This window comes from Bradyrhizobium algeriense, from assembly GCF_036924595.1.
Taxonomy (GTDB): domain Bacteria; phylum Pseudomonadota; class Alphaproteobacteria; order Rhizobiales; family Xanthobacteraceae; genus Bradyrhizobium; species Bradyrhizobium algeriense.
The window spans coordinates 2457762-2473906 of record NZ_JAZHRV010000001.1; the positions used below are offsets into that span (position 1 = coordinate 2457762).

Annotated in this window: 15 protein-coding genes; 5 read left to right on the forward strand and 10 right to left on the reverse strand. The window is 63.2% G+C overall.

Features of this window, described 5'->3' with window-relative positions:
• The first annotated feature begins 1 nt into the window (after position 1).
• The gene (locus tag V1286_RS11990; protein WP_334479764.1) at positions 2-295 is read left to right on the forward strand and encodes a GYD domain-containing protein; all 294 of its coding nucleotides are present in this window, start codon (positions 2-4) and stop codon (positions 293-295) included.
• A 143-nt stretch (positions 296-438) separates the two neighbouring features.
• Positions 439-840 (forward strand): RidA family protein, encoded by a 402-nt coding sequence (locus tag V1286_RS11995; protein ID WP_334479766.1) that lies wholly within the window; start codon positions 439-441, stop codon positions 838-840.
• 32 nt (positions 841-872) lie between these two features.
• On the opposite strand, the gene V1286_RS12000 is transcribed toward V1286_RS11995, so the two are convergent.
• Positions 873-2180 carry a DNA polymerase IV gene (locus V1286_RS12000; RefSeq protein ID WP_334479768.1) on the reverse strand — a complete coding sequence of 436 codons (1308 nt, stop codon included), beginning with the start codon at positions 2178-2180 and terminating at the stop codon, positions 873-875.
• Positions 2177-2476 carry a DUF3572 domain-containing protein gene (locus V1286_RS12005; RefSeq protein ID WP_247829494.1) on the reverse strand — a complete coding sequence of 100 codons (300 nt, stop codon included), beginning with the start codon at positions 2474-2476 and terminating at the stop codon, positions 2177-2179. Before V1286_RS12005 ends, V1286_RS12000 begins: the two co-directional genes overlap by 4 nt.
• 229 nt (positions 2477-2705) lie before the next feature.
• Here V1286_RS12005 and V1286_RS12010 point away from each other — a divergent pair, with 229 nt between their 5' ends.
• Both V1286_RS12010 and V1286_RS12015 read left to right on the forward strand, forming a co-directional pair.
• Positions 2706-3071, forward strand: a complete 366-nt coding sequence (locus V1286_RS12010) for a response regulator (protein ID WP_027538546.1) — start codon at positions 2706-2708, stop codon at positions 3069-3071.
• An 18-nt stretch (positions 3072-3089) separates the two neighbouring features.
• Positions 3090-4463 carry a PleD family two-component system response regulator gene (locus V1286_RS12015; protein ID WP_108517832.1) on the forward strand — a complete coding sequence of 458 codons (1374 nt, stop codon included), beginning with the start codon at positions 3090-3092 and terminating at the stop codon, positions 4461-4463.
• Here V1286_RS12015 and V1286_RS12020 read toward each other — a convergent pair.
• Positions 4390-5733, reverse strand: coding sequence for a serine hydrolase domain-containing protein (locus tag V1286_RS12020; RefSeq protein WP_334479773.1), 1344 nt, complete (start codon positions 5731-5733; stop codon positions 4390-4392). The genes V1286_RS12015 and V1286_RS12020 overlap by 74 nt on opposite strands.
• A 140-nt stretch (positions 5734-5873) precedes the next feature.
• On the reverse strand, positions 5874-6482 hold the full coding sequence (locus V1286_RS12025) for a TetR/AcrR family transcriptional regulator (RefSeq protein WP_417021132.1): 609 nt from the start codon (positions 6480-6482) through the stop codon (positions 5874-5876).
• Between the two features lie 133 nt (positions 6483-6615).
• Here V1286_RS12025 and V1286_RS12030 point away from each other — a divergent pair, with 133 nt between their 5' ends.
• Entirely contained in the window at positions 6616-7848 is a 1233-nt protein-coding gene (locus V1286_RS12030; protein WP_334479775.1) for an MFS transporter, read from the forward strand.
• A gap of 58 nt (positions 7849-7906) precedes the next feature.
• On the opposite strand, the gene rpmG is transcribed toward V1286_RS12030, so the two are convergent.
• The 6 genes from rpmG to topA form a co-directional block, all read right to left on the reverse strand.
• Complete coding sequence (gene rpmG / locus V1286_RS12035; RefSeq protein WP_027537094.1) at positions 7907-8074, reverse strand: 50S ribosomal protein L33; 168 nt, start codon at positions 8072-8074, stop codon at positions 7907-7909.
• Positions 8075-8197: 123 nt separating this feature from the next.
• On the reverse strand, positions 8198-9523 hold the full coding sequence (locus V1286_RS12040; protein ID WP_334479777.1) for an LLM class flavin-dependent oxidoreductase: 1326 nt from the start codon (positions 9521-9523) through the stop codon (positions 8198-8200).
• Positions 9524-9753: 230 nt separating this feature from the next.
• Positions 9754-10491, reverse strand: coding sequence for an NUDIX hydrolase (locus tag V1286_RS12045; protein ID WP_334479779.1), 738 nt, complete (start codon positions 10489-10491; stop codon positions 9754-9756).
• Positions 10492-10531: 40 nt separating this feature from the next.
• Positions 10532-10966 (reverse strand): DUF983 domain-containing protein, encoded by a 435-nt coding sequence (locus tag V1286_RS12050; protein WP_334479781.1) that lies wholly within the window; start codon positions 10964-10966, stop codon positions 10532-10534.
• On the reverse strand, positions 10954-13287 hold the full coding sequence (gene rnr, locus V1286_RS12055) for a ribonuclease R (protein ID WP_334479783.1): 2334 nt from the start codon (positions 13285-13287) through the stop codon (positions 10954-10956). Before rnr ends, V1286_RS12050 begins: the two co-directional genes overlap by 13 nt.
• Positions 13288-16041 (reverse strand): type I DNA topoisomerase, encoded by a 2754-nt coding sequence (topA, locus tag V1286_RS12060; RefSeq protein ID WP_334479786.1) that lies wholly within the window; start codon positions 16039-16041, stop codon positions 13288-13290.
• Positions 16042-16145 lie beyond the last annotated feature (104 nt).

The window sequence follows — 16145 nt, forward strand, 5'->3', positions numbered from 1 at the left end:
GATGGCAACTTACGTCGTGCTTGGCAACTTCACCGACCAGGGAATCCGCGCCGCCAAGGACTCGCCGAAGCGGGCAGAGGCTTTCAAAAAAATGGCCGAGACCTTCGGGATCACCGTAAAGGAGTTGTTCTGGACGCAGGGACGATATGATGTTGTGACAGTCCTCGAAGCGCCGGATGAATTTTCCGCCATGACGCTTAGCTTGAGTCTTGGCGCCCTGGGCAATGTTCGCACCGAGTCGTTGCGTGCCTTCTCGGCGGCGGACATGACCAAGGTTGTCGACAAGATGCTCTGACGGCGGCTCCGCAGTTCATCCCTTCAAGCCGCCGCCTGGTCGTCCGGCACTGCGTGCTGAGCACCCTTGCGCGGATCAGTCTGGTCGAGCGCGCCGGACCCGGATACGCTTCGGCCCAACCATGCACGTCGGGAAGCACAAACATGAGCAAGCTCGAACATCTTCGGCCAAGCGGCCTTCACCACAATCCGGCTTACTCCCACGTCGTCGTGGCGTCAGGGGCGCGCACGATCTATATCGCGGGACAGGTGGCCACCGACGACGAGGGACGGGTCGTCGGCGAAGGTGATCTGGCCGCACAGACGACGCAAGTGATGCACAATATCGGTTTGGCGCTGAAAGCCGCCGGTGCGGGTTATGCCGATATCGTGAAGATCACTACTTTCGTCGTCGGTTACAAGCCGGAACTCCGTCCCATCATCGGCAAGGCGCGCTCAGCGTTCTTTGAAGGCATGGAGCCGCCGGCGAGCACGCTTGTCGGTGTAACGGCGCTTGCGGCCCCTGAATGGCTGATCGAGATTGAGGCCGTGGCCGTCGTCAGTTGATCACTCCGTCATGGCGGGGAGAGGTCGGTGCGCTACTCTTCCTCCTCGTCGTCCTCCTTCGCCGGCCCTTTATACGCGATGCCCCTGATGACAGCGGCATTGCCGAACTTCTTGCGCAAATCATCCATCGCGCGCTCGGCATGGGCCGAGCGGCGGTCGAGCATGTCGGTGTCGTCGGCCTGCGATCCCTCGCGCAGCGCGCTGACGCCGGTGCCGATCAGGCGGAAGGCGGTGCCGTCGATCTCTTTCGCCAGCATTTCGCGCGACACCGCAAAAATCTTCGCGGCGAACTGCGTCGGTGCGTGAATCGATTGCGAGCGGGTGCGCTGCCTGAAATCAGCGGTCTTCAGCTTCAAGGTGATGGTGAGGCCCGACAGATCGCTGCTCTTCAGCCGCGACGACACCTTTTCGGACAGCCGCCACAGCACTTTTTCCAGCGTTGCAAAATCCTTGATGTCGTTCTCGAACGTGGTCTCGTTGGAAATCGTCTTGGCGCCGCGGTCCGCCACCACGCTGCGGTCGTCGATGCCGCGCGCCAGCCGCCACAGCCTGCGGCCTTCGCCGCCGAACTGCTTCATCAGCTCGACCTCGTCGGCGCGCTGCAGGTCCGCAATGGTGCGAAAGCCCCGCTGCACCAGCTTCTCCTGGGTCGCGGGGCCGACGCCATAGATGAAGCCGACCGGCTTGTCCGCCAGCATTTCGCGCGCCTCGATCTGGTCGAGGGCGGCAAAGCCGCGCGGCTTGTCGAGATCGGAGGCGATCTTGGCCAAAAACTTGTTGCAGGACAGGCCGACGGACACCGTGATCCCGATGTCGCGCTCGACGTCGCGGGCAAAGCGCGCCAGCACTTTTGCCGGAATCATGCCGTGAACGCGCTGGGTGCCGGAAAGATCGAGAAACGCCTCGTCGATCGACAGCGGTTCCACCAGCGGCGTCAGCGTCTGCATGGCGTGGCGCACCTCGCGGCCGACGCGGACGTATTTCGCCATATCGGGCGGGATTACGGCAGCCTGGGGGCACAGCGCCAGGGCCTTGAACATCGGCATCGCCGAGCGCACGCCATAGGTCCGCGAGACATAGCAGGCGGCCGACACCACGCCGCGCTTGCCGCCGCCGATGATCACGGGCTTGTCGGCAAGCTCCGGATTGTCGCGCTTCTCGACGGTAGCGTAGAACGCGTCGCAATCGATATGCGCCAGCGTCAGCGAGGGCAGGGCATGGTGGCGGACGAGGCGGGGGGAACCGCATTCGCCGCACCGCCTGGCCTTGATATCGAGGTCGCCGAGGCAATCCCGGCAGAACGCGCGCGGACCATCCAGGGCTGGCGCGGGCGCGCTCACGGCACGTCGCGCTCCCAGTGCGGGTCGCCGAGCACCTGGCGGGCGGCGGCGATATTGGTCGGGTGCAGTTGCGAGGCGCTCGCAAACGCGTTCACGGTTGCATCGTCCCGCATCACAAAATCCAGCACCGAGGCCAGAAATTGCGGGTCGGCAGCAGCTGTGCGCAGCGTCTCCGGACCGATGCCGCTTTCGGCTAGGAAAAGGCCTAGCCTTTCGGGATCGCCAGCAATAAAACTCAGCGCCTGAACTGCAACGATTTCAGCCACTTCGCGAGGGTTGTGAACAGGCTTTTTCAACAGATGGGTTTGCCTTTCCGTTAACTTATGGTGTCTAGTTTGGAACCATCATGCCCGAGTCTGCGCAGTGTGTTCAAGCAAGTGGAAACCACACCGCAAAAGTAGGGCATCGATTTAACGGCTTAGAGCGAAATCTGACGCTAGTTGAATTCACTTTTCGACAGCCCGGCGGCAGTACAGGATCGTACTGAAAGGCCGGACCTGTTTCCTGGGACGAGGGGAGGACGGGATGGCAAAAACCGTCCTGATCGTGGAGGATAACGAGCTCAACATGAAGCTCTTTCGCGACCTGTTGGAAGCGCACGGCTATCAGACTTCGGGCACCAGCAACGGTTTCGAGGCGCTCGATCTCGTCCGCAAGCTGCGCCCCGACCTGATCCTGATGGATATCCAGCTCCCCCAAGTGTCCGGCCTCGAAGTGACGCGCTGGATCAAGGACGATCCGGAGTTGCGCGCCATTCCGGTGGTTGCCGTCACGGCATTCGCGATGAAGGGCGACGAAGAGCGCATCCGCGAGGGCGGCTGCGAGGCGTATTTGTCCAAGCCAATTTCCGTCGGCAAGTTTATCGAAACCGTGCGGCGTTTTATCGGGTAGGGGTAGGAGTGAGTTTCGATGTCTGCGCGTATCCTCGTCGTCGATGACGTCCCAGCGAACGTCAAGTTGCTGGAAGCCCGTCTGTCGGCCGAATATTTCGACGTGTTGACGGCATCCAATGGTGCCGAGGCGCTCGATCTCTGTTCGCGTTCCGAATGCGACATCATCCTGCTCGACGTCATGATGCCCGACATGGACGGTTTTGAGGTCTGCCGGCGGCTGAAGTCCAACCCGGCCACCCATTACATTCCCGTCGTGATCGTCACCGCGCTGGACAGTCCGTCCGATCGCGTGCGCGGGCTGGAAGCCGGCGCCGACGATTTTCTCACCAAGCCGGTGTCCGACATCGTCCTGATCGCGCGCGTCCGGTCGCTGACGCGGCTGAAGATGATGACCGACGAACTGCGGATGCGCGCCATCACCTCGCTCGAGATCGGCATGGAGGCGCCCGAGCGTAGCGCGATCGCCGACAAGGGCGTCGGCGGGCGGATCCTGCTGGTCGACGACCGGCCATCGTCCTATGAGCGGCTGGCGCCGATCCTTTCTGCCGAGCACACCGTCGACGTCGAAATCAATCCGGCGGAAGCGCTGTTTCACGCCGCCGAGGGTAATTACGATTTGCTGATCGTTTCGCTCGGCCTTGAAAATTACGATGGCCTGCGGCTGTGCAGCCAGGCGCGCTCGCTGGAGCGCACCCGCCAGTTGCCGATCCTCGCCATCTCCGATGCCGACAACAATGCGCGGCTGCTGCGCGGGCTCGAAATCGGCGTCAACGATTATCTCCTGCGTCCCGTCGACAAGAACGAATTGCTGGCGCGGGCGCGCACCCAGATCCGCAAGCGGCGCTATACCGACCATCTGCGCGACAACGTGCAGAACTCGATCGAAATGGCGATCACCGACGCGCTGACCGGCCTGCATAACCGCCGCTATATGGAAACTCATCTGGCGACGCTGGCCGAGCAGGCCTCGAGCCGCGGCAAGCCGCTCGCGCTGATGATCCTCGACATCGACTTTTTCAAATCCATCAACGACACTTATGGCCACGACGCCGGCGACGACGTGCTGCGCGAATTCGCGGTGCGCATCCGCAAATCGATCCGCGGCATCGATCTCGCCTGCCGCTACGGCGGCGAGGAATTCGTGATCGTGATGCCGGAAACCGACCTGACCGTCGCCGGCATGGTCGCCGAGCGCCTGCGCCGCTCGATCGCCGGCGAAACCTTTGCGGTCAACAAGGGCACCAAGCGGATCGACGTCACGATTTCAATCGGACTGGCGACGCTGGACCACAAGGGCGAGCCGGTCGCCGACGTGCTCAAGCGCGCCGACATGGCGCTGTATCAGGCCAAGCACGACGGGCGGAACAGGGTGGTTTCGACGGCGGCGTGATTGTCGTCCCTGCGAACGTTCGCAGGGACGACGATCGATAGATTTCAAGCCACAACCTCGGCGCCTTGCTTCCTTGCTTCACCGCCTCATACGCCAGCCGCTTGAACTCGAACGCGAACGGATGCACGAACGCCATCTGGCGCTGCGCCATCATGACGCCGGCCAGGTTGTGCTTCGGCGAGATCCACCATTGGGTGCCGGCGACGCCGCCCCAATAGAGCTCGCCTGCCGCGTCGGGATGATCGAACGGCGTCGGCTTCACGATCAGGCCGCCGGCCAGGGTAAACGCCTTGCCGGGCTGTTCGCCCATCGTGGCAAAGCGGATCCACTGCCCTTTGGGCAGCTGGTTGGTCATCATCTGCGCAATCGTCTCCGGCTTGAGCAGCGTCGGGCCGCCGGGCAGCAGGCTTCGGATCAGCGCCACCATGTCATGCAGCGTCGAAACCAGGCCACCGCCGCCGCTGAGCCGCGCGATCGGGCGCAGATAGGCGCCGGGGAAGGGCGAGTTGTCGGTTCGGGTCAATCCCGGTTTCATCGGCTCCATCAGGTCCGCACCGGCATAATAGGCAACGAGCCGTCCTTGATCCTTTTCCGGCACGACGAAGCCGGTATCGACCATGCCGAGCGGATCGAGAATCCGCAGCTTGATGAACTTGTCAAAACTCTGGCCGCTGATGACTTCGATCAGCCGCCCCAGCACATCGGTCGCAAGCGAATATTCCCACGAGGTGCCCGGCTGATAGATCAGCGGCAGGCCGGCCAGCACGTCCACCATGTCGGCCAGCGTCGTCATGGGATTGTGGACGCCACGCTCGTTAAGCGCCTTGTAGATGGCAGTGCCGGGATCGAAAAAGCCGTAGCTCAGGCCGGAGCTGTGGCTGAGCAACTGGCGGATGGTGATCGAGCTCTTGGTGGGCTCGGTATCATCAAGCGAGGTAGCGCCGGGCCGCAGCACCTTGCGATTTCCGAGCTGCGGAATAAATTTCTCGATTCCGTCGTCGAGTCCCAATTTACCTTCCTCGAACAGCAGCAGCACGGCGCAAGAGGTGATCAGTTTGGTGTTGGAGAAAACGCGAAAGATGTGATCGGTGCGGAGCGGCGTCTGCGCTTCCTTGTCGGCCCATCCGACGCAATTCACGTCGACGAGGTCGCGCCCGACCATGACCGCCCAGGAAATGCCTGACAGCAGGTTGTTGTCGACATAGCGCTGCATCGCCGCGCGTGCCGGTTTGAAATCGTAACCGTTGGCGGTCACTTTCAGGTCTTCCATGGTCGCTCCCTTTTTCCGCAGCCAGATTTTGCACGGCTTAGCCGGCATCTCGCCGGACGGAATACTTCGCTTTTTGGATTGAACTCGCGGTCAACGCTAACAGCTAAAGACGGCTTCAGGAAGCGGGCGGGGCGGTGATCTCAAGTAACTCGCTTCTTCGAGCGTTGTGGCTTCGTTGCGGCGCTGCTTTCACCGACCTTCACCCCCGCATTCCTCAGGAGTACCGTTGCGGCTTCCTTTGCCGCCCGCGCCATCGCCGGGTCGTTGCGGACGAGGTCCTGCGCGATCGAACCGTCGACCAGCAAGGCGAGCTGCGTCGCCAAAGCTTCTGCATCCGCGACGCCGAGCTGCACCAACAGGTCGCGAAACCATAGCCGGCGGCTTTCCTTGAACGCGACAGCAACCTTTCGGACCGACCGGTCTTCGCCGAGTTCGGCAACCGCATTGACAAAGGGGCAGCCGCGAAAATCCTTCGCCGAAAAACGTCGCTCCAGCGAATCGAAAGTGCCGAGAATCTGCTCGACCGGCGACTTGTCGGAAGGCCGCGGGGCCACGAAACGCCGCGCCAGGTAGGCCGCGATCAACGCGTCCTTGGACGGAAAATGATTGTAGAGCGTGCGCTTGCTGATGCCGATTTCGGCGGCGATGGTGTCGACGCCGACCGCGCGAATTCCCTGCAGATAGAACAGCCTATCCGCGGTTTCCAGAATCCGGTCCTTCATGTCGGGTTTGGCGGGCAGAGTAGCCATGCGAATGCGCGGGTCACCTTAGCTTGACAGCGGGGCCTCCTTATAGCCTAGGTACACAGGTCTGTGTACCTATTTCAGATATCAATTGCGGGACGCGGCATTCGAATCGCGGCCGATCGGGAGAATAAAAACAATGGCTCTGCTGCAAGTCCTGCGGCCCACGCTTCCCATCCTGATCGGCGCCTCCGTCATGCTCACGCTCAGCATGGGCCTGCGGCAATCGCTCGGCCTTTTCATGCAGCCGCTGACGCAGGACATCCGGATTTCAGTGTCCGATTTCACGCTGGCGCTCGCGGTGCAAAATCTTGCCTGGGGATTTTTGCAGCCGTTCGCCGGCGCGCTGACGGTGCGCTACGGTTTTCGGGCCATCATGGTGGCAGGCGCGCTGCTCTATGTCGCCGGCCTTGCGTTGATGGCGGGCGCGAACGGTTTTCTCAGCGTCATGATCGGCGGCGGCATTTTGATCGGCACCTCGCTCGCCTGTACCGCGGCGGCCATTGCGATGTCGGTAGCCGCCCGCGCCGTGCCGGCGACGGTGCGCTCGACGGTGCTCGGCCTGGTGTCGGGCGCGGGATCGCTCGGCGCGCTGCTGTCGGCGCCGATTGGGCAGATGCTCAATGAAGGGTACGGCTGGCGAATGGGGCTCGCAGGCTTTGTGGTGCTCTCGCTCCTGATGATTCCGGCCGCCTTGTACGCGGGCAGGGTGGACAAGATTCCGCTGCCCAAGCCTGCTGACGACGAAATCGGCAACTCTTCGGCCAGCGTCGCCACCAGGATAGCGTTCTCCAACGTCTCCTTCGTGGTGATGACCGGCGCCTATTTCGTCTGCGGCATGCAGCTCGTATTTCTCACCACGCATCTGCCGTCATATCTGGCGATCTGCGGCATGGACCCGATGCTGAGCGCGCAGACGCTCGGCATGATCGGCGGCTTCAACGTGCTCGGCAGCATCTTCTTTGGCTGGGCCGGCGAGCGCTGGAACAAGCTCGCGTTGCTCGGCGGCATCTACATCTTCCGCTCGATTGCGCTCGCCTGGTACTTCACGCTGCCGCCGACGCCGGCGACCACGCTCTTGTTCGGCGCCATCATGGGCTTTCTGTGGATGGGCGTCGGCCCGCTGGTCGCGGGCGCGGTCGCCGAGATGTTCGGCCTGAAATGGCAGGCGATGATCCAGGGGCTCGCCTTCATGAGCCACCAGGTCGGCAGCTTCCTCGGCGCCTTCGGAGGCGGAGTGCTGTACGACGCGCTCGGCTCCTACACCATGGCGTGGCGGATCGGCGTAGCTCTCGGGCTGGCCGGCGGCATCATCCAGGTCGCGTTCGCGCTGATCCGGCCGAGCGGGCCGCCACAGATGCAGACGGCGTAAGAATCAAAACGGGGCCCGAAAGGGCCCCGTCAAAATCCGTCGGCGATGAGCCTACGAATTACTTGATCTTCGATTCCTTGAACTCGACGTGCTTGCGCGCGACCGGGTCGTACTTCTTCTTGACCAGCTTGTCGGTCATGGTGCGCGAATTCTTCTTGGCGACGTAATAGAAGCCGGTATCCGCCGTGGAAACGAGCTTGACCTTGATGGTGACCGCTTTGGCCATGTTCAGAACCTCAAATAGGGGATATCGGGCGCTGGCCAAATCGGCCTGCATTTGCGCGCAACCTAGCTTCTGATCGCCCAAAGTCAAGGTTTTCGGGGCAAAAACCGGCCAGATTTAGCGGGATTAACCCTCAAAGAACCGGTTTTTCGGCCTCGGCAGCCCCAAATTCTCCCGCAACGTCCGGCCCTCATACTCGGTGCGGAAAATCCCGCGCCTTTGCAGTTCCGGAACCACCTTGTCGACGAAATCGTCGAGGCCTGCCGGGAGGAACGGGAACATGATGTTGAAGCCGTCGCTGCCGCGGCTCATCAGCCATTCCTCCATCTGGTCGGCGATGGTTTGCGGCGTGCCGACGAACGATAGCCCGCCATAGCCGCCGACGCGCTGGGCAAGCTGGCGCACCGTGAGCTTGTCGCGCGCGGCGACGTCGACCAGGCGCTGGCGGCCGCTCTTGCTCGCATTGGTTTCGGGGATCGGCGGCAACTGGCCGTCGGGATCGAAGCCGGAGGCGTCAGTGCCGAGCTGCACCGAGAGCGAGGCGATGGCGCTGTCGTAATGCACCATGCTGTCGAGTTTTGCCCTTTTCTCTTTGGCTTCGTCGACGCTGTCGCCGACCACCACGAAGGCGCCGGGCAGGATCTTCAGGTGTTCGGGGTTGCGGCCGATCTTCTCCATGCGGCCCTTGATATCGGCATAAAGTTTTTGGCCGTCGGCGAGAGGGCCGCCGCCGGTGAAGACGGCTTCCGCCGTCTCCGCCGCGAGTTGCCTGCCGTCTTCGGAGGCGCCGGCCTGCACGATCAGCGGCCAGCCCTGGACAGGGCGGGCGATGTTGAGCGGCCCGCGCACCGAGAGATATTTTCCCTTGTGATTGAGCACGTGCATTTTCGCCGGGTCGAAATAAAGCCCCGCCTCGACGTCGCGCACGAAGGCGTCGTCGGCAAATGAGTCCCAGAGGCCGGTGACCACGTCGTAGAACTCGCGCGCCCGCTTGTAGCGCTCGGCGTGCTCCATATGGTCGTCGAGCCCGAAATTGAGCGCGGCGTCCGGATTGGAGGTGGTGACGATATTCCAGCCCGCGCGCCCGCCCGAGATGTGGTCGAGCGAAGCAAAACGCCGGGCGACGTGATAGGGCTCGTCGAACGTCGTCGATCCCGTCGCAATCAGGCCGATATGTTCGGTGGCGCCGGCCAGCGCCGACAGCAGCGTGAACGGCTCGAACGAGGTCACGGTGTGGCTGCGCTTGAGCGCATTGACCGGCATGTTCAGCACCGCGAGATGGTCCGCCATGAAGAAGGCGTCGAACTTGCCGGCCTCCAGCTTCTGGATCAGTTGCTTGATGCGCGCGAAATTGAAATTGGCATCGGGCCAGGCGCCGGGATAGCGCCACGCGCCGGTGTGGATGGAGACCGGCCGCATGAACGCGCCGAGCTTGAGTTGCCGCTGTGCCATTGCCCGATCCGTAGCTGTTGTTGTTGTTGGGGAAGAGATAGGGAGGCGATCAGGGCAGCGCCATCAAGTCAGCGTGAGAAGGATTTTGCAATTTAGGGGACTGGGGGAGGATATTTGCCGTGACGCCAGTACCGTCATTGCGAGCGCAGCGAAGCAATCCATGCCTCCGCCCGGGGATAGATGGATTGCTTCGCTGCGCTCGCAATGACGGGGAGGGAGCGAAGGCTAGGCTACGCCCCCAGCACGTCCTTCTGCATCTTGCCGCCGTAGAAATGAAAGAACGGCACCGGTGCATCGTGGCGCAGCGGACCGGTGGCGAGGCGGCGGTCGAGTTCGGCGAGCACGTTCTTGGTCATGGCATGCGCATCGGCGAGCGGCTGCGAGCCAATCTCGACCCACACCAGTTCGACGAGTTCGGCATCGGCGTGGATCACGCCTTCGACCCGATGGGCAATGGCCGAAGCATCAGCAGTGAAGAAGCGTGTGTCGAAACGGCGGACGCGGCCGGGCGGGGTGATGGCGCGCGCGATCAGAAACAGGCCGGATGGATCGGGCAGCAGGCCCGCTTCCGTGAACGGCTTCCAGGCACCTTCGAGTTTTACGGGTTTTTCAACCTTGCGGCCGAGGCAGAGACCGGTTTCCTCGCAGGCTTCGCGGATCGCGGCAACCGCGAGCGCACGCGCGCGGGAAGGTGCGATCTTCGGGCTACCCTTGAGCAGGTTGGTTTCGAGTTCTCCGGAAATCGGCGCGGCAACAGGAATGCGATTGTCCGACTTGTCGACGCGGCCGCCGGGAAAAACATATTTGCCCGGCATGAACACCACCTTGTCGTGGCGCTTGCCGACCAGAACCTTCGGCTTGTCGCCGGAGCGATCGATCAGGATCAGCGTGGCTGCATCCTTGGGCCGGAAATAGGGATGGTGATCGGCTTCTTTTCCTTCTTGTACGGCGGTCGCGGCGTCGTTCATCCCATCCCCATTTTTGGTGCTCTTGTTGTGCCCGCTTTAGCTAGACCGGCGGAATGTCGCCAGGGGCATTCTCGTCAAAGCCATGCATGCGTAATGCCCACTGGAAGCCGACCACCGCGCCCTTGATCGGCTGCAACAATAGCAGCGATGAAATGAAGGTGAGCGGCAGGTAGATCGCCAGTTGCAGCCACACCGCGGGCGAGTAATTGGTTTCGATCCACAGCGCCGCCGGTACCACGATGTGGCCGACGACGACGATCACGAGATAGGCCGGCAAATCGTCGGCCCGATGCGGGGTGAAATCGAGCCCGCATTTCGAGCAATTGTTGGCGGTCTTCAGGAAAGCGCGAAACATCTTGCCTTCGCCGCAGCGCGGGCAGCGGCAACGAAAACCGCGCTTCATCGCAGCCCACAGATCGCGCTTCTCGGCGTGTCCGGTATCCCGGGTCCATGTCGCAGGACTTACCGTTTCCATGACTTGCCTTTCTTCGATTTGCCCGGCTTGGCTTTGCCGGACTTGCCCTTGTGGGGCTTGCGAACCTTGTCGCGCGGGCTACGGCCCGGATGCGATTTTGACGGCGCTTTCGGGCCGTCGCGTTTTCTGCCGCGCGGAATGACCTGGCCTTCCGACAGCAACTCGAACCGCAGCGCGCCGGCCACTGGCGCTGCTTCTACCAGACGCACGTCGACAACGTCACCCAATCGGTGCATGGCACCGCTGCGTGAGCCGACGAGCGCATGACGCGTTTCGTCGTAATTGTAGTACTCGGTGCCGAGCGTGCGGATCGGGATTAGCCCGTCGGCGCCGGTATCCGAAAGCTTCACAAACAGGCCGGCGCGGGTCACACCGGAAATACGGCCCTGAAACGTCGCGCCGATGCGGTCGGCGAGGAAATGCGCGATCAGCCGATCCGCTGTCTCGCGTTCCGCTTTCATGGCACGACGCTCGGTCACGGAAATCTGCGCCGCGACTTCGCTGAGCGTCTCCAGCGTTTCGGCTTCCGGCAACGCGCCTTCGCCGAGGCCGAGCGCGCGGATCAGCGCGCGATGCACGATCAGGTCAGCGTATCGCCTGATCGGTGAGGTGAAATGCGCGTAGCGGCGAAGGTTGAGGCCGAAATGGCCGTAATTCTCCGCCGAATATTCCGCCTGCGCCTGCGAGCGCAGCACCACCTCGTTGACCAGCGGTTCGTAGTCCTCGCCGCGAACCTGAACGAGCACTCGATTGAACAAGGAAGGGCGCAACGCACCCGTCTTCGCGAACGGCAGGTCAAGCGTCTTCAGGAATTCCTGGAGGTTATGAACCTTCTCCAGGGTCGGCTCGTCGTGCACCCGATAGATAAGCGGCAACGCCTTCTTTTCAAGCATTTCGGCCGCGGCGACGTTGGCGAGGATCATGAATTCCTCGATCAAGCGGTGCGCGTCGAGCCGCTCCGGTACGATGACGCGGTCGACTGACCCGTCAGCCTTGAGCAGGATTTTTCGTTCAGGCAGATCGAGGTCGAGCGGATCGCGCTCGTCGCGCGCGAGTTTTACCAGCGCATAGGCTGTGTAGAGCGGCTTCAGGATCGGTTCCAGCAGCGGGCCGGTGGTATCGTCGGGACGGCCATCGATGGCGGCCTGCGCCTGCGCATAGTGCAGCTTGGCGGCTGAGCGCATCAGCACGCGATGAAAGCTGTGCGAACGCTTGCGGCCATCGGGGCCGATCACCATCCGCACCGCGAGCGCGCCGCGTGGCTGGCCTGGCACCAGCGAGCAGAGATCGTTGGAGATGCGCTCGGGCAGCATCGGCACCACGCGATCGGGGAAATACACCGAGTTGCCGCGCGTCAGCGCGTCACGATCGAGCGCTGAGCCGGGCCGCACATAGAAGGCGACGTCGGCAATCGCGACATGGACGATGTAGCCGCCTCTGTTGTTCGGATCGGGGTCGAGCGCGGCATGCACAGCGTCGTCATGATCTTTCGCGTCGGGCGGATCGATGGTGACGAGCGGCAGCTCGCGCCAGTCCTCGCGGCCTTTCAGTGCCGCAGGCTCGGCGGCCTCGGCCTCGCGCACCGCGCTCGGCGAGAACGCTTGCGGGATTTCGTGGGCGTGGATCGCGATCAGGCTGATCGCCTTTTCGCTCGACAGCGAGCCCAGCCGCTCCTTCACCTTGCCGGAGGCGAGGCCATAGCCGCGCCCGCGAATGAGATCGACGCTGACGAGGTCGCCATCCTCGGCGCCGCCGGTGTCCGACGGCGCGATGTTCAATTCGCGTCCGGCCTGCTTCTTGTCGACAGGTACGAGCCGGCCGCCGCCGCCAGGCAGGTCGCGGAAAATGCCGAGCAGGCGCGTGCGGGCCTGATCGATGATCTTGATGATGCGCCCGCGATAGGGGGCGACCTCCCCATCATCAGCCTTTTCGATCCGCAGCAGGGCCCGGTCGCCGACACCCGCGGCGGTGCCGGGTTGCAGACGGCGCGGGACGTGGATGCGTATCTTCGGCGCGGGGCCGTTTTCCTCGGTGTCCCATTCGGTGGGAGTGGCGAGCAATTCGCCATCGGTGTCGCGGCCGGTGATGTCGGCGATCACCGTCGGGGGCAGGAGAGCCGTCTCGTGGATTTTCCGGCCGCGCTTGGCGATGGCGCCTTCGTCGGCGAGTTCGCGCAGGATGCGCTTTAGCTCAGCGCGGTCGGCATTCTTCAGGCCGAACTCGCGGGCGATTTCCCGCGTGCCGATCTTGCCTGGATTCGCACGGATAAAGGCGACGATGGCGTCCCGGCCTGGAAAACCATTGTCGTGTTTTCTCTTCACTTATCCCCGGGCCTTGCCCGCGCTCTTCTTCGCAGGCGTCTTGGGTGCGGGCTTTGCCGCCGATGTCTTGGCGGCGGATGCGACCGGGGCGCGCGCCTTGCTGACGGCTTCCGATTTCGGCTTCGCCGCGGCTTTCTTCACTGCCGCCTTCTTGGCCGGCTTTGGCGCGCCGGGATCGGCAGCTTTGGCTGCTGCCTTCTTTGGCGCGGCCTTCTTCTTGGCGCCGCGCTTCGGCTTGCCGCCGCCCTTGGCGGCGCGCTCGTCGATCAGCGCAACGGCTTCAGCGAGCGTAATAGTGTCCGGCGTCTTGTCGCTCGGGATCGTGGCGTTGACGCCGCCGGCCGTCACGTAGGCGCCATAGCGGCCGTTCTTGACAGCGACGCCGCCAAGGCTCGGATGCTCGCCGAGCGGCTTGCCGGGATCGGCGCCGAAGCGGCGGCCGCTCGGGCCCTTTGCGATCTTCTCGGCAATCAGCGTCACCGCGCGATTGAGGCCGATGTCGAACACCTCGTCGCCGGCTTCCAGGCTCGCATAGGTCTTTTCGTGACGCACGAACGGGCCAAAGCGGCCGATGCCGGCAGTGATCGGCTCGCCGGTTTCCGGATGTTTTCCGATTTCACGCGGCAGCGACAGCAGTTTCAATGCGAGCTCAAGCTCCATGTCGCCGGGCGACATGTTCTTCGGGATGCCGGCGCGCCGGGGCTTTTCGCCCTCGGCATAGTCCTTCTGTTCGCCGAGCTGGATATAGGGCCCGAAACGTCCGGCCTTCACCGTCACGTCGAGATCGGTCTCCGGGTCCTTGCCGAGAACGCGGTCGGCGCTCGCTTCGCTGTCGGCGGCGAGCGGACGCGTGTAGCGGCATTCCGGATAGTTCGAGCAGCCGACGAAGGCGCCGAACTTGCCGGCCTTGAGGTTGAGCCTGCCGGTGCCGCAGGTCGGACACTGCCTGATGTCGCCGCCATCGGCGCGGGCGGGGTAGATGTGCGGTCCCAGCATGTCATCGAGTGCGTCCAGCACTTCGGCGACGCGCAGATCCTTGATGTCGTTGACCGCGCCGATGAAGCCGATCCAGAAATCCTGCAGCACCTGCTGCCAGGAAATCTCGTTGTTGGAGATGCGGTCGAGCTGTTCTTCCAGCGCCGCCGTGAAGTCGTACTCGACATAGCGCGCGAAGAAATTCTCGAGGAACGCGACCACGACGCGGCCCTTGTCCTCGCCATGTAGCCGCTTCTTTTCGAGCTTGACGTAGCCGCGGTCCTTCAAGACCTGCAGGATCGAAGCGTAGGTCGAGGGACGGCCGATACCGAGCTCTTCCATCCGCTTGACCAGCGATGCTTCGGAGAAGCGCGGCGGCGGTTCGGTGAAGTGTTGCGTGACGGCGAGCGCCTGGCGCTTTAGCGCTTCGCCCGCGCTCATGGCGGGCAAGCGGCGCGAATCCTCGTCCTCGCCGTCGTCGTCCTTGCCTTCTTGATAGAGCGCGAGGAAGCCGTCGAACTTGATGACCTGGCCCGAGGCGCGCAGATCCAGCACGCGTGAGCCGGCCTTCGCGGCGATGTCCACGGTGGTGCGTTCGAGTTCGGCCGATTCCATCTGGCTCGCAATGGTGCGGATCCAGATCAGCTCATAGAGCTTGGCCTGATCGGTATCGAGGCGGCGGCGCATCTCAGCAGGCCGTCGCGACAGATCGGTCGGGCGGATCGCTTCATGCGCTTCCTGCGCGTTCTTGGCCTTGGTCTGGTACTGGCGCGGTGCCTCCGGCACGTAGGCGTTGCCGTAATCCTCGCCGATCACCTTGCGGGCCTGCGTGATCGCGGAGCCGTCGATCTGCACGCCGTCGGTTCGCATATAGGTGATGAGGCCGGTGGTCTCGCCGCCGATATCGATACCTTCATAGAGCCGCTGCGCGATCCGCATGGTGTGCGCGGGCGCGAAGCCGAGTTTGCGGCTGGCTTCCTGCTGCAGCGTCGAGGTGGTGAAGGGCGCCTGCGGATTGCGGCGCGCGGGCTTTGCTTCGACGGTCGAAACCGTGAAGTTCGCGGCTTCAATGGCCTTCTTGAGGTCCTCGGCTTCGGCTCCGGAACCGATGTCGAGACGCTGGATCTTCTTGCCGTCGGCGCCGACGAGGCGCGCCTCAAAGCTGTCGCCGCGCGGCGTGGTCAGCGTCGCCACCAGCGACCAGTATTCGCGCGGAACGAATTTTTCGATCTCGAGTTCGCGGTCGCAGACCAGCCGCAGCGCGACCGACTGCACGCGGCCTGCCGAGCGCGCGCCCGGCAGCTTGCGCCACAGTACCGGCGAGAGCGTGAAGCCGACCAGATAATCCAGCGCGCGGCGCGCCATATAGGCGTCGACCAGCGCGCCGTCGATCTGGCGCGGCGCCTTCATCGCATCGGTCACGGCCTGCTTGGTGATGGCGTTGAACACCACGCGCTCGATCTTTTGATCTTTCAGCGCGCGCTTTTCTTTCATCACCTCCAGCACGTGCCAGGAGATCGCTTCGCCCTCGCGATCAGGGTCGGTTGCGAGAATCAGGCGGTCGGCGCCCTTCAGCGCCTTGGCGATGTCGTTGAGTCGGCCGGCCGCCTTCGGGTCAACCTCCCAGATCATCTGAAAATTCGCGTCCGGATCGACGGAACCATTTTTAGCGGGGAGGTCGCGGACATGGCCGAACGAGGCCAGAACCTCGTAGGAGGCGCCCAAATACTTGTTGATAGTCTTGGCTTTCGCCGGCGACTCCACGATGACGATATTCATGTCATTCCAATGGCTTACGGGAAAAGATAAAGGCGGGTTCCGCGAGACTCGCGGCCCACCGATTGGACCCGAACATGGGTGGTGAGGCGGCCCCTGTCAAATCT

Excerpts from the sequence above, each read along its gene's own strand:
- V1286_RS11995 (WP_334479766.1), top strand. The coding sequence starts at position 439 with ATGAGCAAGCTCGAACATCTTCGGCCAAGCGGCCTTCACCACAATCCG.
- V1286_RS12050 (WP_334479781.1), bottom strand. The coding sequence starts at position 10,966 with ATGGAAACGGTAAGTCCTGCGACATGGACCCGGGATACCGGACACGCC.
- V1286_RS12045 (WP_334479779.1), bottom strand. The coding sequence starts at position 10,491 with ATGAACGACGCCGCGACCGCCGTACAAGAAGGAAAAGAAGCCGATCAC.
- topA (WP_334479786.1), bottom strand. The coding sequence starts at position 16,041 with ATGAATATCGTCATCGTGGAGTCGCCGGCGAAAGCCAAGACTATCAAC.
- V1286_RS12020 (WP_334479773.1), bottom strand. The coding sequence starts at position 5,733 with ATGGAAGACCTGAAAGTGACCGCCAACGGTTACGATTTCAAACCGGCA.
- V1286_RS11990 (WP_334479764.1), top strand. The coding sequence starts at position 2 with ATGGCAACTTACGTCGTGCTTGGCAACTTCACCGACCAGGGAATCCGC.
- V1286_RS12010 (WP_027538546.1), top strand. The coding sequence starts at position 2,706 with ATGGCAAAAACCGTCCTGATCGTGGAGGATAACGAGCTCAACATGAAG.
- V1286_RS12030 (WP_334479775.1), top strand. The coding sequence starts at position 6,616 with ATGGCTCTGCTGCAAGTCCTGCGGCCCACGCTTCCCATCCTGATCGGC.
- V1286_RS12025 (WP_417021132.1), bottom strand. The coding sequence starts at position 6,482 with ATGGCTACTCTGCCCGCCAAACCCGACATGAAGGACCGGATTCTGGAA.
- V1286_RS12015 (WP_108517832.1), top strand. The coding sequence starts at position 3,090 with ATGTCTGCGCGTATCCTCGTCGTCGATGACGTCCCAGCGAACGTCAAG.
- rpmG (WP_027537094.1), bottom strand. The coding sequence starts at position 8,074 with ATGGCCAAAGCGGTCACCATCAAGGTCAAGCTCGTTTCCACGGCGGAT.
- V1286_RS12040 (WP_334479777.1), bottom strand. The coding sequence starts at position 9,523 with ATGGCACAGCGGCAACTCAAGCTCGGCGCGTTCATGCGGCCGGTCTCC.